The sequence below is a fragment of the Azohydromonas aeria genome, assembly GCF_009760915.1.
In the GTDB taxonomy this organism is placed as follows: domain Bacteria; phylum Pseudomonadota; class Gammaproteobacteria; order Burkholderiales; family Burkholderiaceae_C; genus Azohydromonas; species Azohydromonas aeria.
Genome location: NZ_VIDQ01000017.1, coordinates 1 through 24,327, shown reverse-complemented (window position 1 = coordinate 24,327; position 24,327 = coordinate 1). Strand labels below are relative to the sequence as shown.

Genomic DNA, 24,327 nt, shown 5'->3' with positions numbered 1-24,327 from the left:
GTTCGCTGACCGACCATGCCCCGCGCCCTGCGCCTCTGGCTGCTGCTGGCCCTGGTGGCCGCCGCGGCGCTGGGCGTGGCGCTGGCCAGCGGCAGCAGCGACATCGCGCTGCGCGACCTGCCGCGGCTGCTGCTGCACCCCGACGACAGCCCCGCGGCGCAGGTGCTGCACGCGCTGCGGCTGCCGCGCGCGCTCTCGGCCTTCGCCTGCGGCGCGCTGCTGGCGCTGGCAGGCGCCTTGATGCAGGTGCTGCTGCGCAACCCGCTGGCCGACCCCTACGTGCTGGGCACCTCCGGCGGCGCGGCGGTGGGCTCCCTCCTGGCGCTGATGCTCGGCGGCGGCATGCTCACCCTGCAGCTGGGCGCCTTCGCCGGTGCGCTGGGCTCGACGCTGCTGCTCTTCGGCCTGGCGCGGCGCGCCTGGCAGCCGCACCTCGGCGAGAGCGAGGGCGGCGTGCCGCGGCTGCTGCTCACCGGCGTGATGCTGGCCGCGCTGTGGGCGGCCGTGACGCTGCTGCTGCTCACGCTTGTGCCCGAAGGGCAGCTGCGCGGCATGCTGTTCTGGCTCAGCGGCGACCTCGCCGGCGCCGACGCGCCGGCCTGGCCGCTGGCGGCGCTGGCGCTGCTGCTGCTGCTGGCCTGGCCGCTGGCGCGCGAGCTCAACCTGCTGCTGCGCGGCGCCGCCGGCGCGCAGGCGCTGGGCGTGGAAGTGACCCGGCTGCGCCGGCGGCTGTACGTGCTGGCCTCGCTGGCCAGCGCGGTGGCGGTGGCCGGCGCCGGCACGGTCGGCTTCGTCGGGCTGGTGGTGCCGCATGCGCTGCGCCTGCTCGTGGGCAACGACCAGCGCGTGCTGCTGCCGGCCTGCGCCCTGGGCGGCGGCACGCTGCTGCTGCTGGCCGACACGCTGGCGCGCACCGTCGTGGCGCCCCAGCAGTTGCCCGTGGGCGTGGTCATGGCGCTCGTCGGCGCGCCGGCCTTCATCGCGCTGCTGCTGCGCGGAGAGGGGGCCCGGCGATGACGGCGCCGCTGCTGGAAGCCGACGCCCTGGCGCTGCGCGCCGGCACGCGCACGCTGCTGGAGCAATTCGATCTTCGAGTGGATCCCGGCCAGTGCTGGGCGCTGCTGGGCCCCAACGGCAGCGGCAAGAGCACGCTACTGCACGCGCTGGCCGGGCTGCGGCCGGCGCAGGCCGGCTCGATCCGGCTCGACGGCCGGCCGCTGGCGCGGTGGAGCGCGCTGGAGGCTGCGCGCCGGCGCGGGCTGCTGCCGCAGCAGCTGCACGACGCCTTCGGCGCGCCGGTGCTCGACGTGGTGCTCACCGGGCGCCATCCGCACCTGCCGCGCTGGGGCTGGGAGACCGAGGACGACCGCAGCATCGCCCGCGCCGCGCTGGCCGCGGTGGACCTGCACGGCTTCGAGGCGCGCGACGTGCGCGGCCTCTCCGGCGGCGAGCGCCAGCGCGTGGGCATCGCCGCGCTGCTGGCGCAGGCCCCGCGGCTGCTCATGCTCGACGAGCCGCTGGCGCACCTGGACCTGCCGCACCAGGTGGCCGTGCTGGCGCACCTGCGCGCGCTGGCCGCGCGCGAGGGCCATGCCGTGCTGCTGTCCATCCACGACTTCAACCTCGCCCACCGCTTCGCCACGCATGCGCTGCTGCTGGGCCGGCCCGGCGTCGCGCCGCGGGCGGGAGAGGCCGACACGGTGATGAGCGCGGCGGCCCTGTCCGAGGCCTTCGGCCACCGCGTGCGCCGCGGCATGGTCGAGGGCCGCACCGTCTTCGTCGCGGATTGAGTCCCATGGCCGGATGCCGCTTTCCCGGACCCCGGCTGCGCGCCGCGGCGCTGGCGCTGGCCGTGGCTCTCGGGACGGCCGGTGCGGCCGCCGCGCCGGCGCCGCGCCTGGTGGATGACGAGGGCCACGCGCTCGCGCTGCCGCAGGGGGCGCGGCGCATCGTCAGCCTGGCGCCGCACCTGACCGAGCTGCTGTTCGCCGCCGGGCTGGGCGAGCGCGTCGTGGGCGTGGACGCCTGGAGCGACTTCCCCGCCGCGGCGCGGCGCCTGCCGCGCGTGGGCGACAGCGCGCAACTGGACCTGGAGCGCATCGTGGCGCTGCGCCCGGACCTGGTGCTGGTCTGGGCCGACGGCACCGCCGCGCGCCAGCTTCAGCGGCTGCAGGCGCTGAAGCTGCCGCTCTACTTCAGCCGGCTGCAGCGCCTGGAGGACGTGGCCGCCACGCTGCGCCGCCTGGGCACGCTGGCCGACACGCCCGCCACGGCCGAAGCCGCGGCGCGGCGCTACGAGGACGGGTTGAGCGCACTGCGCCGGCAATACGCCGGGCGGCGCGAGCTGCGGGTCTTCTACCAGGTCTGGAAACGGCCGCTGCTCACCGTCAACGGGGCGCACTTCATCAGCCAGGCGCTGGCGCTGTGCGGCGCGCGCAACGTCTTCGCCGGGCTCGGGCCGCTCACGCCGACGGTGAGCGAGGAGGCGGTGGTGGCGGCCGACCCGGACGCGATCGCGGCCTCGCGCCAGGACAGCGGCGGCGACGCGCCGCTGGCACGCTGGCGCGAGATCGGCGCGCTGCGCGCCGTGCGCCATGACGCGCTGCTGCTGCTCGACGCCGACACCCTGCACCGCCCGACCGACCGGCTGCTGCAAGGCGCCACCGAGCTGTGCCGGCGGCTCGACGAGGTGCGCTCGCGCACGCCCTGAGGCGGCGAAAAGGGCGCGTGGAAGATGCGACAATCGCGCCCTTCCCCGTTGCGCCGCGTGGCGCGATGCGCGGAAACACAGGAAGCGTGGCCGAGCGGTTTAAGGCACCGGTCTTGAAAACCGGCGAGGGTTGATCCCCTCCGTGGGTTCGAATCCCACCGCTTCCGCCAGACACGCGTCAACAGCGTCACTTCTGCGGGTGAGTTCGCAGCCAGTCCCTGAGCGCATCGTTCATGCGCGTCTGCCAGCCCGGACCGCCGGCGCGGAAGGCAGCCAGCACGTCCCGGTCCACCCGCAGCGCCACTTGCTCCTTGGTGCCTGAGCCGGCAGGACGGCCACGGCGCCGGCGTGCCGCCGCCAGCGCGGCCTGCAGTTCCTCGGCGGTGGCAGGCCGGTCGTCCTCGTCCTGCCCGTCCCACACGTAATCAGTGCTCGCGGGCAGTTCCCGCACGGCCTGCTTCACGTCCTCAGGCGTCATCGAATTCGTCTTCGAGCCAGGCATCGTAGGTCTCCCTTTACTCACGGCTTGCCCTGCGGAAGCTGATGACGCGCGTTGCGCCGTCGCGCTCGGTGTGCACCACCGTCAGCACCGCCAGGAAGCCCAGCGCGTAGGACATCGACCGGACCCGCTCCTCGCCACTGCGCAACTCCAGCACATCCAGCCGGTAGCGCGACTCAAGCACCTCAGAAGCGTCCGCGAAGTCCAGGCCGTGCTTGTGCAGGTTGCTACGGCGCTTCGCTTCGTCCCAGGTCAGCCGCGTGTCCATGCGATTAATTGTAGATACGTTTAAAGCCCTGCTGCGCGTGACCCTGGCCTCACGTCGTTCTGCACCTACTTTCGCGAGAACTCGCCGCGCTCTCCCGGCAGTGACCAAAGCCTTTCGCCCCGCCTCGCGCCCTCGCCTACCTTGAATTGACCGGCATCCCGCCGGCGCAGGAGGTCTTCCATGCGAACCATGCCCCACGTCGCCCTGCTCGCAGCCGCCACGCTCGCCTTTACGGCGCTCGTGGCCCAGGCGCAGGACCAACCGCGGACGCGCGCCCAGGTCAGGGCCGAGGTGATGAGAGCCCAGGCCAGCGGCGAGCTACAGCGGCTTCAGACAGATTACGCGCCGGGCAACTGGTCGCCCATGGCACAGCGCAGCGCCTCCCTGAGCACCGGCACGGGTGCGCAAGGACGCGCCTTCGACACCCCGGCTCCCGCCGCGCGCATGCCGGCACCGGTGGCGATGCCCCTGGGAGACGAGGGCGAATGACGGACCGGGCGGCGCCTGGGCGCTGAAGCCCCGGCCGCCTCAGCCCGCCGCCGCCCGCGGCACCGCCGCCGCGGCCGGCTCGGCCACGTGCCCCATGGCCGCCATCCACGCCGCCTTGCGCGGCACCATCACCTGCGCCAGCCAGCGCTCCAGCTCCGCGGCCAGGCACGGCCGGCTGAACAGGTAGCCCTGCATGATGGTGCAGCCCAGCCGGTTGAGCACCTCCAGCTGGCGCAGCGACTCCACCCCTTCGGCCACCACGCGCAGCTTGAGCGTGCGCGCCAGCGCGATGATGGCCGTGATCACGGCCGCGCTCTGCGGCGTCACGCCCAGGTCGCGCACGAAGCTGCGGTCGATCTTGAGTTCCGAGATCGGCAGCGTCGTGAGGTAGGCCAGCGACGAGTAGCCGGTGCCGAAGTCGTCGATGGCGATCTGCACGCCGATCTCGTTGAGCCGGTGCAGCGAGGGGATCACCTCCTGCAGCTCCTTCATCAGCCCGGTCTCGGTGATCTCCAGCTGGATCGCGCTGGTCTTGACGCCGTACTCGCCCACCGCGCGCTCGATGTGCTGCACCAGGTCGGAGCGCTCGAAGAGGCGGTTGGGCAGGTTCACGGCAATGGCGTCGCTGAAGCCGAAGTTCAGCTCCCAGCGCTTGGCCTGGCGCGCCGCCTCGTGCAGCGCCCATTCCGACATCGGCACGATCAGCCCGGTCTCCTCGGCCAGCGGGATGAACTCCGCCGGCGACACCAGCGTGCGCCCGCGCTGCCAGCGCATGAGCGCTTCCACGCCCACCATGCGGCCGTCGCGCACGTCCACCTTGGGCTGGTAGTACATCACCAGCTCGTCGCGCTCGATGGCCTTGTGCAGCGCGCTCTCCAGCTCCAGCTTCTCGCGCCCGCGCCCGGCCAGCATCGGGCTGTAGCTCGACGCGGCGTTGCGCCCCTGCGCCTTCACGGCGTACATCGCCACGTCGGAGTTGCGCATCAGGTCGGCCACCGTGGCGCCGTCGCGCGGGTACAGCGCGATGCCCACGCTGGCCGTGACGAAGCATTCCTGGCCGCCGACGAAGATCGGCTCGCGCATCACTTCCAGGATGCGGTCGGCCACGCGCTGCGCGTCGCTCTCGTCGAGCACCTCGGGCAGCAGCGCCACGAACTCGTCGCCGCCCAGGCGCCCCACCGCTTCGAGCGAGCGGTGCGAGCGCGAGCCCACCGCCTCCAGCGTGCCCTCCTGCACCGTGTCGCAGTGGCGCACGCAGGCCTTCAGGCGCCGGCCCACCTCCATCAGGAGCTCGTCGCCGGCGGAGTGGCCGAGGGTGTCGTTGATGACCTTGAAGCGGTCCAGGTCGATGAGCAGCAGCGCCGCCGAGTGCCCCAGGCGCCGCCCGTGCTCGATGGCGCGGTCGGCGCGCCACAGCAGCTGGCGCCGGTTGGGCAGCCCGGTCAGGGCGTCGAAGTTGGCCAGGTGGCGGATCTTGTCCTCGGCCACGCGGCGCTCCGTCACGTCCTGGACGATGCCGGTGTAGCCAGTCTGCGTGCCGTGCTCGTTGAACTCGGGCTCGGCCTCCAGGTGCAGCACGCGGTGGCGCCCGTCGGGCAGCGTCACCGGCACGTCGGTGGCCAGCACCGAGCCGTGCGCCAGCGCGTCGCGCAGCAGCCGCAGCAGCCCGGCACGGTCGCTGCGCTCGGCCAGGCGCAGCAGGTGGTACAGCCCCGGGCGGTCGCCCGCGGCATAGCCGAACACGCGCAGCCCTTCGGGCGACATCAGCAGCGCACCCGGGTGCCCGTCGGCCGGGTGCTTCCAGTCGAAGCTGCCCATGCGCGCAAGGTCCTGCGCGCGCGCCAGCCGCGCCTGGCTGCGCTCGAGCTCGCGGCGCGTGCGCGCGCTGCGCAGCAGGTACTGCAGCCGCCCGGCCAGCAGGCTCCACTGCGGGCTCTTGACGTAGAAGTCGGTGGCGCCGGCCTGGTAGGCGCGCTTGATCGAGGCGTCGTCGTTGAGCCCGGTGAGCATGAGCACGGGCAGGTGCTCGAAGCCCGGCGTGGCGCGCAGCCGGCGGCAGGTCTCGAAGCCGTCCACGTCGGGCATGAGCGCGTCGAGCACCACGATGTCGAAGGGCGCCTCGACCAGCTGCTTGAGCGCCGCGGCACCGCCGTCGGCCTCGGTGACCTCGAACCCCTGCTGGCGCAGCGCCTGCCCCGTGAGCATGAGCTGCACCAGGTCGTCGTCCACCAGCAGCACGCGCGGCTGCTCCAGGCCTTCGTCCGCGTCCGGCGGCAGCGGCAGGTTCATCGGCTCAGGCGGCAGGCAGCAGCGGCTGCAGCGTGTCGAGCAGCTGCCGGCATTCGGTTTCGAGCTCGCCGACCAGCGGCTCCAGCCCCTCCAGGCGCTGGTCGCGCAGCCGCTGCTCGACCTCGGCGCACAGCTGCGACAGCCGCAGCGCGCCCACGCTCATCGAGGACGACTTGAGCGTGTGCGCCACCATGCGCTGCGCTTCGAGGTCGGCCACGGCGCGCGCGGCCACGAGCTGGTCCAGCAATCGCCGCGTCGAGCTGTCGAAGGTGCGCAGCACCTTGGGCAGCAGGCCGTGGCGCCCGCCCGGATCGAGCTCGCTCAGGCGCTGCAGGGCCTCGGCATCCAGCGGGGGGCTCAGCGCGGCCAGCAGGGCCTGCGAGGGATCGTTGTCGGTCATGAAGGCGCGGACGATTCGGATGCCCCCATTCTGCCCCGCCCCGCAGGGGGATAGACATGCCGTCGCCCCGGCGACAGTGCGGCAATGCCGCCGCGCAGGCCGGCGCGGGCCGCCTTCTGCCGGCCACCGGCCCGCGGCGGCGCGCAGCGGGGCAGGCTCAGCCGCCGATGTACTGGAACAGCGACAGCTTCTGGACCATGGAATAGGTCTTGAGCGCCGCGTCGTAGCCGGCCTGCTGCAGCTGGAAGTCGGAGATGCCCTTGGCCAGGTCCAGGTCCTCGGCGTTGCTGCGCGCGGCCTCGGCCTGCAGCCGGCGCGTGGCGGTGCGGTCCTCGGCGGCGTCGGCGTGGTTGAGCGCCTCGCCCACGCGGCTGCGCAGCGCGCCCAGCGCGGTGGCCGAGCCGTCGAGCCCCGACACCGCGGCCTGCACCGTCTGCGCCACCTGCGCGCCGCTGCGCCCGGGCGTGGCGAGCTCGGCGATGGCGCGGTCGAGCGTGTCGAACACGCTGAGCTGCGGCTGCGACAGCCGCACCTCGAAGCTGTCGCCGTCGGCGGGCGTGCCGCTGATGCTGAAGCTCATGCCGTCGAAGGCCACGGCCTTGCCGCCCGAGCCGGTGCCCGGGGCGGCGGTGGAGGTGTTCCAGGGCTGCGCCGGCCCCATGGCCGCGCCGTCCTTGAGCACGGTGTAGCCCAGCGAGGCGCCGCTGCCGCTGAACTGCACCTGGTAGCGCAGCGCGTCGGGGTCGGCCACCGCCGGCGGCGAGGTGGCGGCGAAGAAGGCGGCCGGATCGGTGACGCGCCCGGCGTCGGACCAGGCCGTGGTGCTGTTGGTGTTGCTGGTCTTGAACAGGCCATTGCCGTCGCGCGCCTGGAGCCAGGCGGCCTGGCCGTCCACCGTCAGCGGCATCGACTCGCCGCCGGCCGTGGTCATGCCCCCGGCGCCATCGGCACCGCCCGCGCCCTGCCCGCCGAAGAGTGGGTTGCCCATGCCGTCGCCCTGGTTGGCCAGCGCGTACAGCTGGCCGCGCAGCGACTGCAGCCGCTGCGCGATGCCGGCGCGCTCGGTGTCGCTGAGGTTGCCGTTGCCGGCCTGGATCAGCGCATCGCGCGCGTCGGCGATGAGGTCCCCGGCGCTGCCCAGCGCCGACTCCGCCGCCGTCATGGCGGTGCGGCTGGCGTCGATGGCGCGCTGCTGCGTCTCGCTGCGCGCGACCTGCGCCCGCGCGCGCTCCGCGCGCGCGGCAGCGGCCGGGTCGTCGCTGGCGCGCAGCACGCGCTTCTCGGCGCTGAGGTGATCCTGCGCCTCGTAGAGCTTGCGCTGGCGCTCCTGCAGCGAGGCCACGTTGCGGTCGTAGGCGGCGGCGGTGGAAATTCTCATCAAAGGCTCCTGGCGCCGGCGGCGCCGTGGTGCGGCTCGGGTTCAGGACGTCGGGTCGGCACGGGCGGCGGCATGGCGGCTCGGGCTGGCGGGCGTCAGCGCCCGGTGGCCTGCAGCAGCGAGTCGAACACCGACTGCGCCACCTGCAGCACCTTGGCCGCGGCCTGGTAGCCCTGCTGGAACTGGATCAGCCGCGCCGCCTCCTCGTCGAGGTTGACGCCGCTGTTGGAGTCGCGCGCGGCCCGCGCATCGCTGGCCACGCCGCTGGAGATGTCGCTGGCGGTGCGCGCCGTCTGCACCCGCGTGCCCACGCTGGACAGCGCGTTGGCCCAGGCGTCGGTCAGCGTCGTGCCGCCGGTGTTGCCGCCGGCGCCCCAGCTGCGGCCCAGCAGCGCCTGGCCGTCGAGCCCGGCCAGCGCCAGCGCGTTGCCGTTGTTGGCGGCCGGATTGACGGTGGTGGCCAGCGTGAAGCTGTCGTTGGCCGAAGGCTTCCCGATCAGGCTGAGCTGCACGCCGCCGAGCTGCAGGGGCTGGCCGCTGCTCCAGGTGCCGGTGAGGCTGCCGCTGGCCACCACGCCGCCGCCGGCGTCGCGCTGCTCCCAGTCGTACTGGTACGCACCGCTGGCGTCGGTGAATCTCAGGCTGCCCTGCAGCTTGAGCGCCGGGTCGAAGGCGGCGCCGTCCGTGACGGCCAGGGCGCTGACCGAGCCGGTGCCCTTGTTGGCGCCGGCGGCCTTGGCCGTGACCGGCGCGGCCGCGGCGATGCCGCGCGGATCGTCGAGCACCACGCGCAGGTTCGACGCCGCCGTGCCCACGGGCTGCAGCAGGAAGCGGTCGCCCGCGGCCATCGTGCCGTTCAGGTCCAGCGTGAAGCCGGGGCGGAAGTCCGCCCCCGTGCCCTCGGCCGCAAAGCTGCTGCCGTCGGCGGTGGTGAAGCGCTGGCCGTCGCTGCGGCGGGTCATGAGGAAGCCGCCGCCGCCGGCGGACTGCAGCGTGTACTCGTCGGCCTCCAGCAGCGACGCGTCGCCGATGCGGATCGCCACCGACGCCGCCAGGTTGCCCGCGGCGTCGCGGCTGTTGGTGGCCGCGGGCTGGCCGCGCAGCGCGCCGGCCTGGGACTGCTGCACGAAGTCGGTGAAGATGGGCTGGCCCGTGCCGCTGGGCTGGCGCAGGTCCAGGCCGAGCGCCTGCTGCTGGTTCAGGCCGGCCGACACCGCCACGGCCATCTGGCCCAGGGTGTTGCGCGCGGCCACCAGGTCCTGGTTCTGGAAGCGCAGCAGGGCGCCGATCGAGCCGCCGCCGGTGAGCGTGGCGCTGTCGAGCGGGCGCAGGCTGCCGTCGACCTCGCGCAGCGCGAGCGCGGCGCGCGAGGGATCCAGTTTGTCGGTCACCGCCTCCAGCGGTTGCGCCTCGTTGCCCAGCACCAGGCGCTGGCCGCCGGCGGCGAACACCGCCAGCGAGCCGTCGGGGCCGGACACCGTGCTGACCTGCAGGTAGCCGCCGAGCTCGTGCACCATCTGGTCGCGCTTGTCGAGCAGATCGTTGGGCGGCTGGCCCAGCGCCTGCTGGCGCACGATCTCGGTGTTGAGCTGCGCGATGCCGCGGCTCAGGCCGTTGACGGTGGTGACCGCGCCCTTGAGGTCCGACACCACGCCCGACTGCATCGACTCCAGCTGCGCGCCGGCGCTGGAAAAGCGCTGCGCCAGCTCGCCCGCGCGCGACAGCACCACCTGGCGCACGGCGGTGTCGGCCGGCGTGCTGGCCAGGTCCGACAGCGCGCCGAAGAAGTTGCTGGCCGCCTGGCCCACGCCCGCCTCGCCGGTGGGAAAGGCGCCCTCGAGCTGCGACAGCAGCCGCAGGTGCGTGCCGTCCAGGGCCGCCAGGGAGTTGGTGTTGACCGCCTCGCGCGAGAGGAAGGCGTTGTGCGCGCGGGTGATGGTGGCCACGTTCACGCCGTGGCCCAGGAAGCCCGAGCCGCTGCGCTGCGCCAGCGCCGTCTCCAGGCTGGCCTGCTGGCGCGAGTAGCCCTCGACGCTGGCATTGGCGATGTTGTGGCTGGTGGTCTGCAGCGCGGCGTAGCTGGCGCTCATCGCGCGCGCGCCCACGGACATCAGTGAGAAGGCCATGTGTGGTGGTGTGTTCCGTCTTGCCGCCGCGCCTCGGGTGCCGTCGCGCGCGCTCCTTTAGCCCAGGGCGCGCTGCAGCCGCAGCGTGGTGTTGATGACGCGGCCGAGCTTGTCGGCGTAGGCGGGGTCGGTGGCGTAGCCCGCGCGCTGCAGGCCCTGCGCGAAGCCCTGCGCGGTGCCGGCGTTGGCCACCACCTGGGCGTAGCGCGGGCTGTCCTTCATGAGCCGCGCGTAATCGGCGAAGGACTCCTCGGGGCTGGCGTAGGCGCGGAAACGCGCCACCACCGAGCGCGGCTGGCCGCCGATGTACTCGGTGGTGCGCACCTCGGCCACCGGGCCCTTCCAGTTGGCGCCGGCCTTGATGCCGAACAGGTTGTGCGAGGGGCTGCCGTCGGCCATGCGGATGTCGCGCTTGCCCCAGCCGGTCTCGTGCGCGGCCTGGGCGATCATGAACGACGCCGGGATGCCGGTGGCGGCCTCCGCGGCGCGCGCGGCCGACTGGTTCGCGGCCACGAAGTCGTGCGCGCGCGTGCGCCCCGTGGTGGCGGTGGCCGTGGCGCCTTCGCCGGCCTGGGCGCGCGCGGGCGCGCCCGCGGCCTGGCCCGGCAGCGGCGCGGCCAGCGCCGCCGTGCGCCCGGCCGCGGCATTGATGGCGGGCGTGGGGCCCAGCGAGGCGCCCAGCGAAGCACCGGGCTGCGCCGCGTCCGGGCGGGTGAAGCCCATGCCGCGCTCGAGCTGGCGCGCGATGGCGTTGGACAGCCCGCCGGGCAGCCCGCTCATCTGGGTCGAGAGCTGCTTGTCGAGCAGCTCCGTGCCCAGCTGCGTGCCCTGGTTGTCGAGCAGCCCCTGGGCCTGAGTCGACTGGCGCATGCTCTTGAGGATCTCCTGCATGAACAGCGCCTCGAACTGCTTGGCGACTTCCTTGACCGTGCCGCGCGGGTCGCGCGCGGCGCTGCCGCGCAGCGAGTCCAGCGAGCGCGCGTCGGCGGCCAGGCTGCCGGCGGCCGTGGCGGAACCCGGGGTGGCGGGGATGGCGGCCATCAGATCACCTCCAGCTCGGCGTTGAGGGCGCCGGCGGTCTTCATGGCCTGCAGGATCGCCAGCAGGTCCTGCGGCGTGGCGCCGAGCAGGTTGAGCGCCTTGACCACGTCGGCGAGCTTGGCGCCGGCGGGCAGCTGCACCAGGGCGCCGCCCTGCTGCGTGATCGAGATGTCGCTCTTGGCGCCGGCCACCGTCTGCCCCCCGGACAGCGGGCCCGGCTGGCTGACCATGGGCGTGGTGCTGATCGTCACCGACAGGCTGCCGTGCGCCACGGCGCAGGCGCCCAGCGTCACCGCGTCGTTCATCACCACCGAGCCGGTGCGCGCGTTGAGCACCACCTTGGCCGCCGGCCGCGCCAGCTCCAGCGACAGGTTCTCGATGTCGGCCAGGAAGGCCACGCGCGCATCGGCCTCGGTGGGCATGCGCACGCGCACCACGCGGCCGTCGAGGGCCGCGGCCGTGCCCGCGCCCTTGGCGCGGTTGATGGTGTTGGCGACCTGGCGCGCGGTGTTGAAGTCCGCCGCGTTGAGACCCAGGTGCAGCGCGTCGCCCTGCTGCAGCGGCGTGGCCACCTCGCGCTCGACCGTGGCGCCCTCGGGGATGCGCCCGGCGCTGAGGTGGTTGATCTGCACCTTGGAGCCGTTGGCCGAGGCGCCGGCGCCGCCGACCACCAGGTTGCCCTGGGCCAGCGCGTAGACCTGGCCGTCGGCGCCCTTGAGCGGCGTGGCCACCAGCGTGCCCCCGCGCAGGCTCTTGGCGTTGCCCATGGAGGAGACGTTGACGTCGATGGCCTGGCCCGGCACCGCGAACGGCGGCAGCACCGCCGTGACCATCACCGCCGCCACGTTGCGCAGCTGCATGCCGGTGCCGGGCGGCACCGTCACGCCCATCTGCTGCAGCATGGCGTTGAGGCTTTGCGTGGTGAAGGGTGTCTGCGTGGTCTGGTCGCCGGTGCCGTCCAGGCCCACGACCAGACCGTAGCCCACCAGCTGGTTGTTGCGCACGCCCTGCACGGCGGCGATTTCCTTGATGCGCACCGCCTGCGCGGTGCCGCTCCAGGCCAGCGCGAACAGCAGCGCGGCCGCGCCGAGCAGCCGCCAGGTGCCGCGCGGGCGCAGGGTCGGGAAGAAGTGGGGGAGAGTCGGGGCAGCCATGGCGTGGATTCCGTGGGCTCAGAAGGGCAGCACGCTGGCGAAGACGCGGCCGAGCAGCCCCATGAGCTGCGCGTCGCCCTGCTGGCCGCGGCTGCGGTGCTCCACGCGCACGTTGGCGATCCTGGAGCTGGGCACGGTGTTGCCGGGCTGGATGGCGCGCGGATCGACCTGGCCGGAAAAGCGCAGCACGTCCACGTTGGCGTTGACGCCGATCTGCTTCTCGCCCGTGACGAGCAGGTGGCCGTTGGGCAGCACGCCCGTGACCATGGCGGTGATGGTCCCGGAGAAGTCGTTGCTGCTCTCGGTGGCGCCCTTGCCGGCGAAGGTGTTGCTGGAGTTCGCGCCCGCGCCGAGCTTGCCCAGCAGCGACGACCCCGGGCTCAGCAGCGGCAGCGCGCTCACGCCGGCCTCGACCTTGCCGCTCTTGTCCACGCTGCTGGTGGACTTCTGGCTGGCGCTCACGGCCTCGACGATCGTCACGGTGAGCGTGTCGCCGGGCAGCCGCGCGCGGTGGTCCTCGAACAGCGGGCGGTAGGTCGCGCCCTGGAAGATGGCGCCGTTGGCAGCGGGCGCCGCCACCGCCGGGGCGGCGGGCAGCACCGGGCGGGTGTCGGGCATCTCCACGCTCGGGGCGCGGTACTCCTGCACCGAGGCGCAGCCGCCCAGCGCCAGCAGCGCGGCAGCGGCGGTGGCCGCGGCGAAGGCGGGCGGGAAACGGAAGGGGCGGCTCATGGCGGGGACTCGCGCGCTCGGACGGGGGTTCAGCTTCAGGCCCGGGCTCAGAGCTGGCCGAGCTTGGCCAGCATCTGGTCGGAGGTGGAGATCGCCTTGGAGTTGAGCTCGTAGGCGCGCTGGGTCTGGATCATGGTCACCAGCTCCTCCACGACGTTGACGTTGGAGGTCTCGATGGCGCCCTGCTGCAGCGCCCCGAGGCCGTTGGCGTTGGGCGCGCCGGTGGTCGGGTTGCCCGAGGCGGCGGTCTCGGTGTAGAGGTTCTGCCCGCGCGGGTCCAGGCCGGCCGGATTGATGAAGTTGGCCAGCTGCAGCTGCCCCACCTGCTGCGGCGCGGTCTGCCCCGGCATGAGCGCGCTGACGATGCCGTTGTTGGACACCGAGACCTTGAGCGCGTTGGCCGGGATGGTGATGCCCGGCTGCACCGGGTAGCCGTCGTGCGTGACGAGCTGGCCACCGGCGTCGAGCTGGAAGGCGCCGTCGCGGCTGTAGGCCGTGGTGCCGTCGGGCAGCTGGATCTGGAAGAAGCCCTGGCCCTTGATGGCGATGTCCAGGTCGTTGCCCGTGTCCTGCAGGCTGCCCTGCGTGAAGTTGCGCGCGCTGGCCACCGGGCGCACGCCCAGGCCCACCTGCAGCCCCGTGGGCAGCTGCGTCTGCTCCGAGCTGGCAGCGCCGCTTTGGCGGATGTTCTGGTACATCAGGTCTTCGAAGACGGCGTGCGTGCGCTTGTAGCCGTTGGTCGAGACGTTGGCCAGGTTGTTGGTGACATGGTCCAGCCGGGTCTGCTGGGCTTCCATACCGGTCTTGGCGATCCAGAGCGATCGGATCATGGGCGCTTCTCCTCGATGCTGGAGCCGATCTTCGCGTGGGACGGCCCCGGGGCACCGCGCGAATAAAGCGGTGTTTGAGGCTCATATCGGCAGCGCGGCGCCGGCCTTGAGCGGCGCGCGGGCGCGAATCTGTAACAAGCGCCGACAGCCGCCGGCACCTTCGGGCGCGGGCGGCTTGCGGCGCGAGGCCGGGGCGGGAGCGTCAGCCGCCGTTGGACAGCAGCTTCTGCGCCGTCTGCGCCTGCTGCTCGGCGCTGTGCAGCAGCTTCATCTGCTGCTCGAACTGCCGCGACGCGGAGATCATGGCCACCATCGTCTCCACCGGGGAGACGTTGGAGCCCTCCAGCGCGCCGTCCTGCAGCCGCGCCGCCGGGTCGGCCGTGAGGTCGCCGTCGGCCCCGCGGAACAGCCCGTCGGCGCCGCGCTGCAGCGGCGCGTCGGGCGTGACGAGCTTGAGCCGCCCGGCCACCGTGGAACGGCCCTGGGCGTCGGTGGCGGTGAGCGTGCCGTCGTGCGCCACGCTCACCGTGCTGCCCTGGGGCAGCGTGATGGGGCCGCCCTCGCCCAGCACCGGCAGCCCGCTGCGCGTGACGAGCTGGCCCTGGGCGTCGGTATCGAGCGAGCCCGCGCGCGTGTACGCCTCGGTGCCGTCGAGGCCCTGCACCGCCAGCCAGGCGTTGCCCTGCATGGCCACGTCCAGGTTGCGACCGGTGGTCTGCAGCGGCCCTTGCGCGCTGTCGTAGCCCACCGTGGTCTCCAGCGCCGGCACGCGGGTGCTGGCGCCGTCGCCGCGGATGGGCACGGCGCGGAACGCCGCCATCTCGGCGCGAAAGCCGTTGGTCGAGACGTTGGCCAGGTTGTTCGACAGCACCTCCTGGCGCTGCATCGCCGCCTTGGCCCCGGTCATCGAGAGATAGATCATGCGGTCCACGGCGGCGCTCCTCCTGCGGCGGTGTCTTGCGGTGCGGCGGCGTGGTGCGTCAGCGCAGGTTGACCAGCGTCTGCAGCACCTGGTCCTGCGTCTTGATCGTCTGCGCGTTGGCCTGGTAGGCGCGCTGCGCCGTGATCATGTTGACCAGCTCGCCGGCGAGGTCCACGTTGGACTCCTCCAGCGCCCCGGCTTCGAGCTTGCCCAGCGTGCCGCTGCCGGGCGTGCCGCGCACGGGCTCGCCCGCGGCCTGCGTGATGGCCCACATGTTGCCCGCCATCGGCTGCAGCCCCTGCGGGTTGCGGAAGCTGGCCAGCTCGATCTGCCCGGCAGCCAGGCTCTGGCCGTTGCTGTACTGGGCCAGCACGGTGCCGTTGTCCTGGACGCTGATGCCCGAGAGGTTGCCCGGGGGGTAGCCGTCCTGGTCGAGCTTGGTCACGGCGAAGGACGAGCCGTACTGCGTGATGCCGGCGATGTCGAACTGGGCCGGATCGATGCTGATGGCCCCCGTCAGCACCCCGGTGGACGTGGTGGTGGAGGGGATTTCGATCATGTTGGTGGCGGCGTCCACCGTCTTGAAGCTGCTGTCGAGCCGGCCCGCGCCGTTGAAGGTCAGCGTCGCCAGCGACTCGGGCGCCGCCGCGGTGCCGTTGACGGGCGTGCCGTTGGCCGTGGCGTAGACGTTCCAGGTCGAGGCGCCGGTCGTGACGTCAGTGCTGGCCTTCTGGAAGTAGTAGGTCATCGCCACGCTCTGCCCCTTGGCGTCGTAGAGCGTCTGCGAGGTGGCGTTGTTGTAGGTGGAGGGGTCGCTGAAGTCGATGGTCGGCGGCGCCGTGGTGGCGGCGGTCGGGATGGCCGCGCGCGAGTCCAGGTTGACCTCCATCGAGATCTTGGCGCTGATGCGCGGCACGATGCCCGACGAGGGCAGCCGCAGCGGCTCCGCCGCGCTGGGCTGGATCTGGCCCCTGGTGTCGGCCTTGTAGCCCAGCAGCTTCATGCCGTCGTTGTTGACCACGAAACCGGAGCGGTCCACCTTGAACTGGCCATTGCGGGTGTACATCGTCGGGTTGATGCCGTCCGTGACCTGGAAGAAGCCGTTGCCGCTGATGGCCAGGTCGGTGGGCACGTCGGTGGTGCTGACGTTGCCCTGGGTGAACTGCTGCGTCACCGCGTCCACGCTCACGCCGGTGCCGATGCTCTGCCCGATGCCGCCGGCCGTGACGGCATAGACGTGCGAGAACTCCGCGCGCGAGGTCTTGGCGCCGTAGGTGTTGGCGTTGGCGATGTTGTTGCCGATGACGTCCAGGTTCTTGCTGGAGGCGTTGAGGCCGGAGAGGCCTTGCTGGAAACCCATGTCGATTCCTTGTTCAGTTGAAGGCCTTGACGGCGTCGTAGCCGACGATGCCGCCGCGGCTGAGCTGCAGCTGCAGCGTCTGCCCGCTGGTGGAGACCGCTTCGACGCGGTCGGTCGTCAGCGCCGTGGCGCCGACCTTGTTGGTGCCGCTGCTGGCGGTGACGCGGAAGGTGGCGCCCGCGGCCACGCTGGCCGGTTGCGTCCAGCCGAAGGCATGGCGCCCGCTGGTCTGCGCGCCCAGCTGCAGCGTGTCGAGCACGCGCCCGGCGCCGTCCAGGATCTCCACCTGCACGTGGTCGGCGGCGCTGTCCATCTCGAAGCCCCCGGCGAGCCGGCCCGCGGTGTCGCCGCTGGACAGCCGGTTGCCCGCCACCACCACGTCGCGCCCGACCAGGCTGGCGCCCTGCAGCGCCTGCATCTGCACCATCTGCGTGCTCAGCGCGGCGATCGAGGTGTTGACCTTCTCCAGGCTCGTCACGGCGTTGATCTGCGCCATCTGGCTGGTGACCTGCGCGTTGTCCATCGGATTGAGCGGGTCCTGGTTCTGCATCTGCGCCACCAGCAGCTTGAGGAAGCGCTCCTCGCTGGCGACCTGCTTGTTCTTGTCCGGGGCGCCGCTGCCGCCGGTGGTGGTGGCGCGGCTGCCCGACAGCGCCGCGTAGGGGTTGCTGGCGCTGCCGGTGGCGTTGGAAGTGGTGCTCATGCGTGGAAAGCTTCGGTCGGTGGGGACGCGGCGGCCGCGGGGCCGTCCTTCAGGACTGGCCCATCTGCAGCGTCTTGAGCAGCAGGCTCTTGGCGGTGTTCATGACCTCGACGTTGTTCTGGTAGGAGCGCGAGGCCGAGATCATGTTGACCATCTCCTCCACCGGGTTGACGTTGCTGAAGGTCACGTACCCTTCGGCATCGGCGGAAGGATGTTTAGGGTCGAAGACGCGGCGCCCGGGCGCATCGTTCTCGGTGACGGCCTGCACGCGCACGCCGGCGCTTTCCTGCGCGCCCATGAGCTCGGTCTGGAACACCACCTGGCGCGCCTTGTAGGCCTGGCCGTCGGGGCCGGCCACGGTGTCGGCGTTGGCCAGGTTGGAGGAGACGGTGTTCAGGCGCTGGCTCTGCGCGCTCACGGCGCTGCCGGCGACGTTGAAGATGTTGAGCAGGCTCATCACTGGCCCTTGATGGCATCGAGCATGGTGCGCACGCTGCCGTTGATGAAGCGCAGCGTCGCCTCGTACTTGACGCTGTTGTCGGCGAACGCGGCGCGCTCGCGATCCATGTCCACGCTGTTGCCGTCCAGCGAGGTCTGCGACGGGATGGCGTAGGCCAGCGCCCCGCCCTCGCTGCCCAGGGTGCCGAACTTCACGGACAGGTGCCCCGGCGCGGTGGCGGCCTGGCACTGCGGCGGCGCCGCGGCGGTGGCCGCGCCGATCTCGCCCGGTGCCGGCGGCACGCCGGTGGCCTCGCGCAGCGCCTTGGCGAAGTCCATCTCCCGCGCCTGGTAGCGGGGCGTGTCGGCATTGGCGATGTTGCTGGCGAGGATCTCCTGGCGCTGCGCGCGCAGCTTCAGGGCCTCGGTCTGGAAGTTCAGGCTGTCGGTGAGGCGGTTGAGCATGGGCGCGGGGCGAGCGGTCTTTCGGTTGCTGCGGATTGTGGGCAGGCCCCGGCGCGGCGCCGCGAGGATAAGCGGCAGGAAGTCGGCCCATTTCCGGCGCATGGCCCGCTGGCGCGCGCCCTACAGTGGCTGCCGTGAACTGGCCCCGCTCCCCCCGCTTCCTCCTGCTGCTCGCCCTCGGCCTCCCGGCCGCGGCTGCCGCATGGGCCCAGGCCGCCGCCCCCGCCCCGACCGGCACCGGCGCCGCGGCGCTGGAGCCCGCGCTGCTGGCGCGCGTGCGCGAGCTGGCGCAGCAGGCGGCGCAGGCCGCCGCGGCCGAGCTGCCCGGCGCGCGCGTGCACATCGAGCTCGGCACGCTCGACGCGCGGCTGCGCCTGGCGCCGTGCGCGCAGGTGCAGCCCTACCTGCCGCCGGGCCAGCGCCTGTGGGGCCGCTCGCGCATCGGGCTGCGCTGCGTGCAGGGCGCGCCGTGGAACGTGTACCTGCCGGTGACGGTCAAGGTGTTCATGCCCGCGCTGGTGCTGGCGCAAGCCCTGCCCGCGGGCACGCTGCTCGAAGCCGCGCACCTGGGCCGCGAGGACGTGGACGTGGCCGCCGGCGCCAGCGCCGCGGTGACCGCGCCCGACCAGGCGCTGGGCCGCGCCCTGGCCCGCAACCTGAACGCCGGCGACACGCTGCGCCGCGCCGACCTGCGCCCGCGCCAGTGGTTCGCCGCCGGCGACACCGTGCGCCTGGTGGCGCTGGGCGAGGGCTACAGCGTCAGCGGCGAGGCGCAGGCCCTCGGTCCCGGCCTGGAAGGCCAGTCCGTGCGGCTGCGCACCGACAGCGGCCGCATCGTCAGCGCGCTGCCCGTGGCGCCGCGCCAGGCGGAGGTCACGCCATGAGCTTTTTGCGTTGTTGCCATGATTTACCGGCCGTTTCCGCACTCTTGCCTGCGGCAGCACGGCAACGCGGACCTAAAGTTCTCCGGATCGACTCCGATACAACAAGCATGTTGATCGGGCCGGCTCAGCCCGTACCCGGAGACGCACCATGAAGATCGGCCCCTTTGACACCTCGTCCACCCGTGCCGCCGCCAGCGGCGAGCGCGCCTCCACGCGTGCCGCCGGCAGCAGCGACGCGGCGGCATCCTCCGAATCCAGCACGCAGGTGGCGCTGTCCTCGACGGCCGCGCTGCTGGGCGGCGGCGATCCCAGTTTCGACACCGCGAAGGTGGAGCGCATCGCCCAGGCCATCCGCGACGGCAGCTTCCGCATCGATGCCGGTGCGATTGCCGACAAGCTCATCGACAACGCCCAGGAATTGCTGGCGCGTCCTCCCAAGCATTGACACAAACCGGCCGCATTACATGAACACCCCGACCGTCGATCACGCCCACACCGCCGCTGAGCTCGAAGCCACGCTGGCGGTGCTGGAGGCGAACCTGTTGGGGTTGGGCGAATCGCTGCGCGAGCGCGACGCCGCGGCCATGGAGCACCAGGCCGAGCAGCTGCACCTGGCCCTGGCCGCGGCCGTGCACCGCTTCGCCCAGGCCGCGCGCAGCGGCAGCGTGCCGCCGGCGCTGCGGCTGCGCCTGGCACGCGCCGGCAGCCAGGTGGCGGCGCAGCGCGAGGCGCTGGCCCGTGCCACCGCCGCGCTGGACCGCGCCATCGACGTGCTGCTGCCGGGCCTGGCCCCGGCACCCGTCTACGGCGCCGACGGCGCCGCCGAGCGCGCCGCGCGTACCGGGGCGGCGCAGGCCTGAGGCCTCGGGTCCGCGCCAATGCGAAAAAGCCCGCTGACGCGGGCTTTTTGCATGGGGGCCGCGCCGCGCCCGGCGTTCAGCGCGGCACCAGCCGCCACACCTGCGTGCGCCGGTCGCTGCGGTTGTTGTCGCTGGAGGTGCTGATGTAGAGCGCGCCGTCGGGCCCTTGCGCGACGTTGCGCAGCCGCGTCTCCACGTCCTGCAGCAGCGGCGTCGCGGCACGCACCGCGTTGCCGCCGGCGTCGAGCTGCAGCACCAGCAGCCGCCGCCCCGAGAGCTGGCCGATCACGAGCGCGCCGTCCCAGTCCTTCCAGGCCGCGCCGCTGACGAAGCTGCCGCCGCCCGTGCCGCGCGCGGGCAGCCCCGAGCGCCAGGCCGGGGGCAGCGCGGCGGGGTACAGCGCGGTGTCGGTCATGTTGCTGCCGGCGTAGCCGCAGTAGCTCAGCGCCTGCCCGTCCGGGCAGCGCGCGGTGGCGCCGCCCAGCGGGCGCGGGCGCGGGTCCCAGCCGCCGTTGCCCGCGCGCAGCGGCGTGACCTCGTCGTTGTCGCCGGGGCCGTGCTCGATCAGGTAGGGCCGCTGCGTCCCCGGCTGCACCGCCAGCCCCTGCGGATTGCGCACGCCCGTGACCCAGATGCGCTCGTCGCCGCCCACGGGCGCGCGCGCCGCCGCGGCCGGGCGGCCCTCGCGGTCCACGCGCAGCACCTTGCCGCCCAGCGAGCGCACGTCCTGCGGCACCGTACCCTCGCGCAGGTCGCCGCTGCTGATGATCAGGTCCGTGCCCACGAAGGCCAGCGCGCCGCCGGAGTGCTCGCCCTCCAGCCCTTTGCGGTTCTGGAAGGCGATGCCGGTGACGATGTCCTTGCGCGCCTCCACGCCCGACCAGTCGGGCTTGACGCGCACGCGCACCACGCGGTTGTCGGGCACGCCCGCGGCGTTGGAGGCCATGAACACGAACACGCGCCGGTTGGCGGCGAAGTCCGGGTCCAGCGCCACGCCCAGCATGCCGCTGTTTGTGGCGGTGACGAAGTCGGCGGGCTTGAACAGCAGCCGCCGCTCGCCGCCGGGCAGCAGCGCCCACAACCCGCGCCCGCGCTCGGTGTAGAGCATCACGCCGCCGGGCGCGAAGGCCATGTCCCAGACCTCGTAGACGCCGCGCAGGACCACTTCGCGCACCAGCGTGGGCGCGCCCGCGGGCAGCGCCGTGGCCACGAGGTCGAGCCCGGCGTAGCCGCTGGCCGACACCGACAGCGTCTGCAGCCCCTGGCCCGGGCCCAGCGTCCAGGCCCCCGGGGCGGCGCGGCCGTTGGCGTCGCTCACCACGCTCAGGCGCGCGACGCGCCCGCCCTGCCCCGGCGCGAACGTGACCGGCACGCCCGCCACCGGCCGCCCGGCGGCGTCGAGCACGAACACCGCCGGCACGCGCGGCAGCACCGCGCCCACGGGCGCCATCTGGTGGTCGCTGGCCTCGGGCGCCATCAGGCGCGGCCCTTGGGCCAGCGCGTTGGCCGCCACCACCGCCTCGGGCAGGCCCGGCGTGCTGGCCGACAGCCGCTGGCGCCCGGCCACCGGCCCCAGCGTCCAGCTGCCCACCCGCGCGATGCCCTGGGCGTTGGTGCGGGCGTAGATGCCGGTGATCGAGCCGCCGCCGTTGACGACGCGGAACTGCACCTGCACGCCCGGCACGCCGATGCCCAGGTTGTCCATCACCTTGACCATCGGCGCCACCGGCAGCGTCGAGTTCACCGGCGCGCTCTGCCCTTGCCCGCGCACCACGCTCACCAGCGCGGGCGTGCCCGCGGCCGCAGGCTGTACCGGCGCCGCGGCGCCATAGGCAGAAATTGCAGCAGGAGCTGCGGCCGGCTCATGAGCCGCCGCATCGGCCGCGCCGGTTTCGGCCGCGGTCGCCGCGGCGACGATGGCCGCGCCACCGCCCCACGCCAGGACGGTGCGCGCCAGCGCCCGCCGCCATGCCTTGCGCATGCGCATGTCGATCCCCCAAAGACGTCGTGTCAGGGGTGGGCTGGGCGGCAAGCATGGTGCCGCGGCACGCCGGCGCCACGCGGGAAAAGGGGGGCGGCCCCGATCCGGGGCCTTGCCGGCGCGGCGCCGGCCTTACCAGTCGCGCATGCGCGCGCGCAGCCGCGCGATGCTCTGGCTGTGGAGCTGGCACACGCGCGACTCGGTCACGCCGAGCACGGCGGCGATCTCCTTGAGGTTCATGTCGTGCTCGTAGTACATGCTCATCACGTACTGCTCGCGCTCGGGCAGCCCCTCGATGGCCTTGACCAGGGCCTGGCGCATGCGCTGGTCCTGCAGCCGTGCCAGCGGGTTGGCCTCGGCGTCGCTGACGTGGCGGTCCAGGAAGTCCTCGTCGCCGTCGCCGCTGCTGCCGCCGCCGATGTCCTCCAGGTACAGCAGCTGCGTGCCGCGCACCTTGCCCAGCAGGTCCTGGTACTCGGCCAGCGACATCCCCATCTCGGCGGCGATCTCGCTTTCCAGCGGCGCGCGGCCCAGGCGGTGCTCGAGCTTGTGCACGGCGCTCTCGATGTCGCGCTGGTGGCGGCGGTTGCCGCGGCTCATCCAGTCGGCGCCGCGCAGCTCGTCGAGCATGGCGCCGCGGATGCGCTGGGTGGCGAAGGTCTCGAACTGCACGCCCTGGCGCGCGTCGAAGCGGCCCAGGGCGTCGTTGAGGCCCATCATGCCGACCTGGATCAGGTCCGAGACCTCCACGTTGGCCGGCAGCTTCGCGATCATCTGGTGCGCCAGGCGGCGCACGAGCGGGCTGTACTGCGTGAGCAGCGCGTTGTTGTCCAGGCGGCCTTTGGCGGTGTACATGGGTGGCTGCGCCTTTGCGGGCGTCTCGGTTCGGTTCGGTTCGGTTCGGTTCGGTCGTCGGTTCGGTCTGGCGTGGCGCGTGGGCATCAGGTGCGCGCGGCCGCGGCGCCGCGGCCGGCGCTGCCGCCGCCCGGGTGCCAGCCCGGCGCGCCGGGCAGGTCCTCGTGCTCCAGCAGCAGCTGCGCCGCCAGCCGCGCCAGCCCTTCGGGCACGGCCGCGGCGTCGCACGCCGGGTCCACGGCCACGCCCTCGCGCAGCCCCAGGCCCAGGCGGCTGCGTGCGCAACCAGCCAGGTGCCGCACCGCGCGCGCGGCCTGAGGCGAGGACATCGGCGCCCCCAGCAGCAGGTCGAACTGCGCGCAGCGGTGCCGCGTCGCCAGCAGCCTCAGGCTCGCCAGGGCGTGCGTGAGGCTGTCCATGTCTTCGGCCGCGAGCACCAGGGGGTTGAGCGCGCGACCGTCGAAAAAGCGGCTGAGTTCCACCGCTCCTGCATGGACCACGATCACGCGGCACTGCGGTGCGGCCGCGGCCAGCCGCGCCAGCCACTGCGCCGCGTCGCCGCGCGCCTCGCCCAGTCGCTGCGGCAGACCGCGCGCACCCAGGTACGACAGCCCCTCGCCCAGCGGCTCGATGCCCAGCGCCGGGTCCTGCAGCACCGCCGCGGCGGGCGCGGCCGCGTTGTCCGCGGCGTCCACCACCAGCGTGTGCCCGCCCTGCGCGGCCAGCGCCGCGGTCAGCCGCTCCAGCAGCAGCCCGGCGCTGGCCACGTGCGGGTTGCTGGCCACGGCCACCCAGCGCTGCGGCGCGCCGGCGCCGAAGAGCCGGCGCAGCCCCGCGGCCTGGTCGCCGGCGTCGCCGCCGGGCACGACGAAGCCCTGCATGCCCAGCCGCTCCATCAGGACGCCACCGCCGGGGCCGGGCCGGCGCGGCCCACGCCGGAGAACACCAGGTTCACGTCGTCGGCCTGCAGCCGGTAGGCCGCGGCGCCGCCGGCGCGCAGCGCGCGCTGCACCAGCGCGTGCGCACTCAGCCGGTGCCAGTCCTCGGGCACGCGCTGGCCGTTGGCCACGCCCACCACGCGCAGGCGGTGGCGGATGAGCGCGTCCAGCGCCGGCGCCAGCTTCACCGCCTCGTCGAGCTTGGACAGGATCACGCCGCGGCAGGCCGAGGCGCGCCAGGCCTGCATCACGTCGTCGATGGTCTCGCCCTGCGCGGCGGCGTTGACCACCAGCAGCCGCCGGATCGACGGGTGCACCAGCATGTCCAGCAGCTCGCGCGTGCGCTCGTCGCGCTGCGCCATGCCGGCCGTGTCGATGATCACCATCTTCTTGCCGCCCAGCAGCGCCAGCAGGTCCTCCAGCGAGGCGCGGTCGTGCGCGGTGTGCACCGGCACGCCCAGGATGCGGCCGTAGGCGCGCAGCTGCTCGTGCGCGCCCACCCGGTAGGCGTCGAGCGTGATCAGGCCCAGCTGCCCGGGGCCGTGGCGCGTGGCGCAGGCCGCGGCGAGCTTGGCGGTGGTGGTGGTCTTGCCCACGCCGGTGGAGCCGATGAGCGCGTACACGCCGCCCTCGTCCTCCAGCGCCACCTCGGCCTCGGCGCCGCGCAGGTTGCGCTGCAGCACGCCCACGGCCCAGGCCAGCGCGTCGGCCGTGTCCTGCGGCAGGCCCGAGCACAGCTTGCGGATCAGCGCCGGCGAGAAGCCGCAGTCCAGCAGCCGCTGCGTCAGCGCGGCCTGCGCCGGGCTGCGCTGCATCTGGTCCACGTAGGCCATGGCGTCGAAGCGCTGCTCCATGAGCCCGCGCATCGAGCGCAGCTCCTGCAGCATCTCCAGCTGCTCGCGGCGCATGTCGGCCATCTCCGCGGCCTCCGCCGCCTCCGACAGGTCCAGCGCGGACGGCGCCGCCGACACCGGGGCCGGCGTGGGCACGGGCGCGGGCATGGGC

26 protein-coding genes and 1 tRNA gene are annotated in these 24,327 nt (G+C 73.5%); 8 read left to right on the top strand and 19 right to left on the bottom strand.

Annotated elements, in window-relative coordinates; translation table 11 throughout:
* Positions 1–15 precede the first annotated feature (15 nt).
* From FJ694_RS12575 to FJ694_RS12560, 4 genes are all read left to right on the top strand, one after another.
* Positions 16–1,017, top strand: a complete 1,002-nt coding sequence (locus tag FJ694_RS12575; RefSeq protein ID WP_157267585.1) for a FecCD family ABC transporter permease — start codon at positions 16–18, stop codon at positions 1,015–1,017.
* The gene (locus FJ694_RS12570) at positions 1,014–1,790 is read left to right on the top strand and encodes an ABC transporter ATP-binding protein (protein WP_157267584.1); all 777 of its coding nucleotides are present in this window, start codon (positions 1,014–1,016) and stop codon (positions 1,788–1,790) included. The genes FJ694_RS12575 and FJ694_RS12570 overlap by 4 nt, the downstream gene beginning before the upstream one ends.
* A 5-nt stretch (positions 1,791–1,795) precedes the next feature.
* On the top strand, positions 1,796–2,710 hold the full coding sequence (locus tag FJ694_RS12565) for a cobalamin-binding protein (RefSeq protein ID WP_157267583.1): 915 nt from the start codon (positions 1,796–1,798) through the stop codon (positions 2,708–2,710).
* 80 nt (positions 2,711–2,790) lie between these two features.
* Positions 2,791–2,880, top strand: a tRNA-Ser gene (locus FJ694_RS12560).
* Positions 2,881–2,897: 17 nt separating this feature from the next.
* On the opposite strand, the gene FJ694_RS12555 is transcribed toward FJ694_RS12560, so the two are convergent.
* Positions 2,898–3,188 (bottom strand): BrnA antitoxin family protein, encoded by a 291-nt coding sequence (locus tag FJ694_RS12555; protein WP_157267582.1) that lies wholly within the window; start codon positions 3,186–3,188, stop codon positions 2,898–2,900.
* 37 nt (positions 3,189–3,225) lie between these two features.
* Entirely contained in the window at positions 3,226–3,477 is a 252-nt protein-coding gene (locus FJ694_RS12550; protein ID WP_157267581.1) for a BrnT family toxin, read from the bottom strand.
* 180 nt (positions 3,478–3,657) lie between these two features.
* Here FJ694_RS12550 and FJ694_RS12545 point away from each other — a divergent pair, with 180 nt between their 5' ends.
* Complete coding sequence (locus FJ694_RS12545; protein WP_157267580.1) at positions 3,658–3,966, top strand: DUF4148 domain-containing protein; 309 nt, start codon at positions 3,658–3,660, stop codon at positions 3,964–3,966.
* A 39-nt stretch (positions 3,967–4,005) separates the two neighbouring features.
* Here FJ694_RS12545 and FJ694_RS12540 read toward each other — a convergent pair whose 3' ends face one another.
* The 13 genes from FJ694_RS12540 to flgB form a co-directional block, all read right to left on the bottom strand.
* Positions 4,006–6,255 carry a putative bifunctional diguanylate cyclase/phosphodiesterase gene (locus FJ694_RS12540; RefSeq protein ID WP_157267579.1) on the bottom strand — a complete coding sequence of 750 codons (2,250 nt, stop codon included), beginning with the start codon at positions 6,253–6,255 and terminating at the stop codon, positions 4,006–4,008.
* Between the two features lie 4 nt (positions 6,256–6,259).
* The gene (locus FJ694_RS12535) at positions 6,260–6,655 is read right to left on the bottom strand and encodes an Hpt domain-containing protein (RefSeq protein WP_157267578.1); all 396 of its coding nucleotides are present in this window, start codon (positions 6,653–6,655) and stop codon (positions 6,260–6,262) included.
* Positions 6,656–6,812: 157 nt separating this feature from the next.
* Positions 6,813–8,033 (bottom strand): flagellin N-terminal helical domain-containing protein, encoded by a 1,221-nt coding sequence (locus FJ694_RS12530; protein WP_157267577.1) that lies wholly within the window; start codon positions 8,031–8,033, stop codon positions 6,813–6,815.
* A 95-nt stretch (positions 8,034–8,128) separates the two neighbouring features.
* On the bottom strand, positions 8,129–10,159 hold the full coding sequence (gene flgK, locus FJ694_RS12525; RefSeq protein ID WP_232540005.1) for a flagellar hook-associated protein FlgK: 2,031 nt from the start codon (positions 10,157–10,159) through the stop codon (positions 8,129–8,131).
* 57 nt (positions 10,160–10,216) lie between these two features.
* Positions 10,217–11,200: a flagellar assembly peptidoglycan hydrolase FlgJ gene (gene flgJ, locus FJ694_RS12520; protein ID WP_157267576.1), complete on the bottom strand. Its 984-nt coding sequence runs from the start codon at positions 11,198–11,200 to the stop codon at positions 10,217–10,219.
* Positions 11,200–12,354, bottom strand: coding sequence for a flagellar basal body P-ring protein FlgI (locus tag FJ694_RS12515; RefSeq protein WP_157267575.1), 1,155 nt, complete (start codon positions 12,352–12,354; stop codon positions 11,200–11,202). The genes flgJ and FJ694_RS12515 overlap by 1 nt, the downstream gene beginning before the upstream one ends.
* Before the next feature lie 18 nt (positions 12,355–12,372).
* On the bottom strand, positions 12,373–13,086 hold the full coding sequence (locus FJ694_RS12510) for a flagellar basal body L-ring protein FlgH (RefSeq protein ID WP_157267574.1): 714 nt from the start codon (positions 13,084–13,086) through the stop codon (positions 12,373–12,375).
* Between the two features lie 47 nt (positions 13,087–13,133).
* The gene (flgG, locus tag FJ694_RS12505; RefSeq protein WP_157267573.1) at positions 13,134–13,916 is read right to left on the bottom strand and encodes a flagellar basal-body rod protein FlgG; all 783 of its coding nucleotides are present in this window, start codon (positions 13,914–13,916) and stop codon (positions 13,134–13,136) included.
* A 202-nt stretch (positions 13,917–14,118) separates the two neighbouring features.
* Complete coding sequence (gene flgF / locus FJ694_RS12500) at positions 14,119–14,847, bottom strand: flagellar basal-body rod protein FlgF (protein WP_157267572.1); 729 nt, start codon at positions 14,845–14,847, stop codon at positions 14,119–14,121.
* Positions 14,848–14,896: 49 nt separating this feature from the next.
* On the bottom strand, positions 14,897–16,198 hold the full coding sequence (gene flgE / locus FJ694_RS12495) for a flagellar hook protein FlgE (RefSeq protein ID WP_157267571.1): 1,302 nt from the start codon (positions 16,196–16,198) through the stop codon (positions 14,897–14,899).
* Positions 16,199–16,211: 13 nt separating this feature from the next.
* Positions 16,212–16,901: a flagellar hook assembly protein FlgD gene (locus FJ694_RS12490; protein WP_157267570.1), complete on the bottom strand. Its 690-nt coding sequence runs from the start codon at positions 16,899–16,901 to the stop codon at positions 16,212–16,214.
* 49 nt (positions 16,902–16,950) lie between these two features.
* On the bottom strand, positions 16,951–17,358 hold the full coding sequence (gene flgC, locus FJ694_RS12485) for a flagellar basal body rod protein FlgC (RefSeq protein WP_157267569.1): 408 nt from the start codon (positions 17,356–17,358) through the stop codon (positions 16,951–16,953).
* The gene (gene flgB / locus FJ694_RS12480; RefSeq protein ID WP_157267568.1) at positions 17,358–17,804 is read right to left on the bottom strand and encodes a flagellar basal body rod protein FlgB; all 447 of its coding nucleotides are present in this window, start codon (positions 17,802–17,804) and stop codon (positions 17,358–17,360) included. The genes flgC and flgB overlap by 1 nt, the downstream gene beginning before the upstream one ends.
* A gap of 134 nt (positions 17,805–17,938) precedes the next feature.
* Between flgB and flgA the strand changes: the two genes are divergently transcribed.
* From flgA to FJ694_RS12465, 3 genes are all read left to right on the top strand, one after another.
* Positions 17,939–18,688 (top strand): flagellar basal body P-ring formation chaperone FlgA, encoded by a 750-nt coding sequence (gene flgA, locus FJ694_RS12475; RefSeq protein WP_232540004.1) that lies wholly within the window; start codon positions 17,939–17,941, stop codon positions 18,686–18,688.
* Positions 18,689–18,836: 148 nt separating this feature from the next.
* On the top strand, positions 18,837–19,133 hold the full coding sequence (gene flgM, locus FJ694_RS12470; protein ID WP_157267566.1) for a flagellar biosynthesis anti-sigma factor FlgM: 297 nt from the start codon (positions 18,837–18,839) through the stop codon (positions 19,131–19,133).
* 19 nt (positions 19,134–19,152) lie between these two features.
* Positions 19,153–19,548, top strand: coding sequence for a hypothetical protein (locus FJ694_RS12465; RefSeq protein WP_157267565.1), 396 nt, complete (start codon positions 19,153–19,155; stop codon positions 19,546–19,548).
* 76 nt (positions 19,549–19,624) lie between these two features.
* Here FJ694_RS12465 and FJ694_RS12460 read toward each other — a convergent pair whose 3' ends face one another.
* The 4 genes from FJ694_RS12460 to flhF form a co-directional block, all read right to left on the bottom strand.
* The gene (locus FJ694_RS12460; protein ID WP_157267564.1) at positions 19,625–21,529 is read right to left on the bottom strand and encodes a PQQ-dependent sugar dehydrogenase; all 1,905 of its coding nucleotides are present in this window, start codon (positions 21,527–21,529) and stop codon (positions 19,625–19,627) included.
* A gap of 132 nt (positions 21,530–21,661) precedes the next feature.
* A complete protein-coding gene (locus FJ694_RS12455) occupies positions 21,662–22,384 on the bottom strand; it encodes an RNA polymerase sigma factor FliA (RefSeq protein WP_157267563.1) in 723 nt (240 codons plus the stop codon).
* 86 nt (positions 22,385–22,470) lie between these two features.
* Positions 22,471–23,265 (bottom strand): flagellar biosynthesis protein, encoded by a 795-nt coding sequence (locus tag FJ694_RS12450; RefSeq protein WP_157267562.1) that lies wholly within the window; start codon positions 23,263–23,265, stop codon positions 22,471–22,473.
* Positions 23,266–23,279: 14 nt separating this feature from the next.
* A partial coding sequence (gene flhF, locus FJ694_RS12445) for a flagellar biosynthesis GTPase FlhF (RefSeq protein WP_157267561.1) occupies positions 23,280–24,327 on the bottom strand: 1,048 nt, incomplete at its 5' end.

Coding starts and splice junctions, on each gene's coding strand:
- FJ694_RS12490 (WP_157267570.1), bottom strand. CDS start 16,901: ATGAGCACCACTTCCAACGCCACCGGCAGCGCCAGCAACCCCTACGCG.
- FJ694_RS12450 (WP_157267562.1), bottom strand. CDS start 23,265: ATGCAGGGCTTCGTCGTGCCCGGCGGCGACGCCGGCGACCAGGCCGCG.
- FJ694_RS12570 (WP_157267584.1), top strand. CDS start 1,014: ATGACGGCGCCGCTGCTGGAAGCCGACGCCCTGGCGCTGCGCGCCGGC.
- FJ694_RS12540 (WP_157267579.1), bottom strand. CDS start 6,255: ATGAACCTGCCGCTGCCGCCGGACGCGGACGAAGGCCTGGAGCAGCCG.
- flgB (WP_157267568.1), bottom strand. CDS start 17,804: ATGCTCAACCGCCTCACCGACAGCCTGAACTTCCAGACCGAGGCCCTG.
- FJ694_RS12545 (WP_157267580.1), top strand. CDS start 3,658: ATGCGAACCATGCCCCACGTCGCCCTGCTCGCAGCCGCCACGCTCGCC.
- FJ694_RS12465 (WP_157267565.1), top strand. CDS start 19,153: ATGAACACCCCGACCGTCGATCACGCCCACACCGCCGCTGAGCTCGAA.
- FJ694_RS12550 (WP_157267581.1), bottom strand. CDS start 3,477: ATGGACACGCGGCTGACCTGGGACGAAGCGAAGCGCCGTAGCAACCTG.
- FJ694_RS12455 (WP_157267563.1), bottom strand. CDS start 22,384: ATGTACACCGCCAAAGGCCGCCTGGACAACAACGCGCTGCTCACGCAG.
- FJ694_RS12530 (WP_157267577.1), bottom strand. CDS start 8,033: ATGAGAATTTCCACCGCCGCCGCCTACGACCGCAACGTGGCCTCGCTG.
- FJ694_RS12515 (WP_157267575.1), bottom strand. CDS start 12,354: ATGGCTGCCCCGACTCTCCCCCACTTCTTCCCGACCCTGCGCCCGCGC.
- FJ694_RS12510 (WP_157267574.1), bottom strand. CDS start 13,086: ATGAGCCGCCCCTTCCGTTTCCCGCCCGCCTTCGCCGCGGCCACCGCC.
- flgE (WP_157267571.1), bottom strand. CDS start 16,198: ATGGGTTTCCAGCAAGGCCTCTCCGGCCTCAACGCCTCCAGCAAGAAC.
- FJ694_RS12565 (WP_157267583.1), top strand. CDS start 1,796: ATGGCCGGATGCCGCTTTCCCGGACCCCGGCTGCGCGCCGCGGCGCTG.
- flgG (WP_157267573.1), bottom strand. CDS start 13,916: ATGATCCGATCGCTCTGGATCGCCAAGACCGGTATGGAAGCCCAGCAG.
- flgM (WP_157267566.1), top strand. CDS start 18,837: ATGAAGATCGGCCCCTTTGACACCTCGTCCACCCGTGCCGCCGCCAGC.
- flgC (WP_157267569.1), bottom strand. CDS start 17,358: ATGAGCCTGCTCAACATCTTCAACGTCGCCGGCAGCGCCGTGAGCGCG.
- flgJ (WP_157267576.1), bottom strand. CDS start 11,200: ATGGCCGCCATCCCCGCCACCCCGGGTTCCGCCACGGCCGCCGGCAGC.
- FJ694_RS12575 (WP_157267585.1), top strand. CDS start 16: ATGCCCCGCGCCCTGCGCCTCTGGCTGCTGCTGGCCCTGGTGGCCGCC.
- FJ694_RS12535 (WP_157267578.1), bottom strand. CDS start 6,655: ATGACCGACAACGATCCCTCGCAGGCCCTGCTGGCCGCGCTGAGCCCC.
- flgK (WP_232540005.1), bottom strand. CDS start 10,159: ATGGCCTTCTCACTGATGTCCGTGGGCGCGCGCGCGATGAGCGCCAGC.
- FJ694_RS12555 (WP_157267582.1), bottom strand. CDS start 3,188: ATGACGCCTGAGGACGTGAAGCAGGCCGTGCGGGAACTGCCCGCGAGC.
- FJ694_RS12460 (WP_157267564.1), bottom strand. CDS start 21,529: ATGCGCAAGGCATGGCGGCGGGCGCTGGCGCGCACCGTCCTGGCGTGG.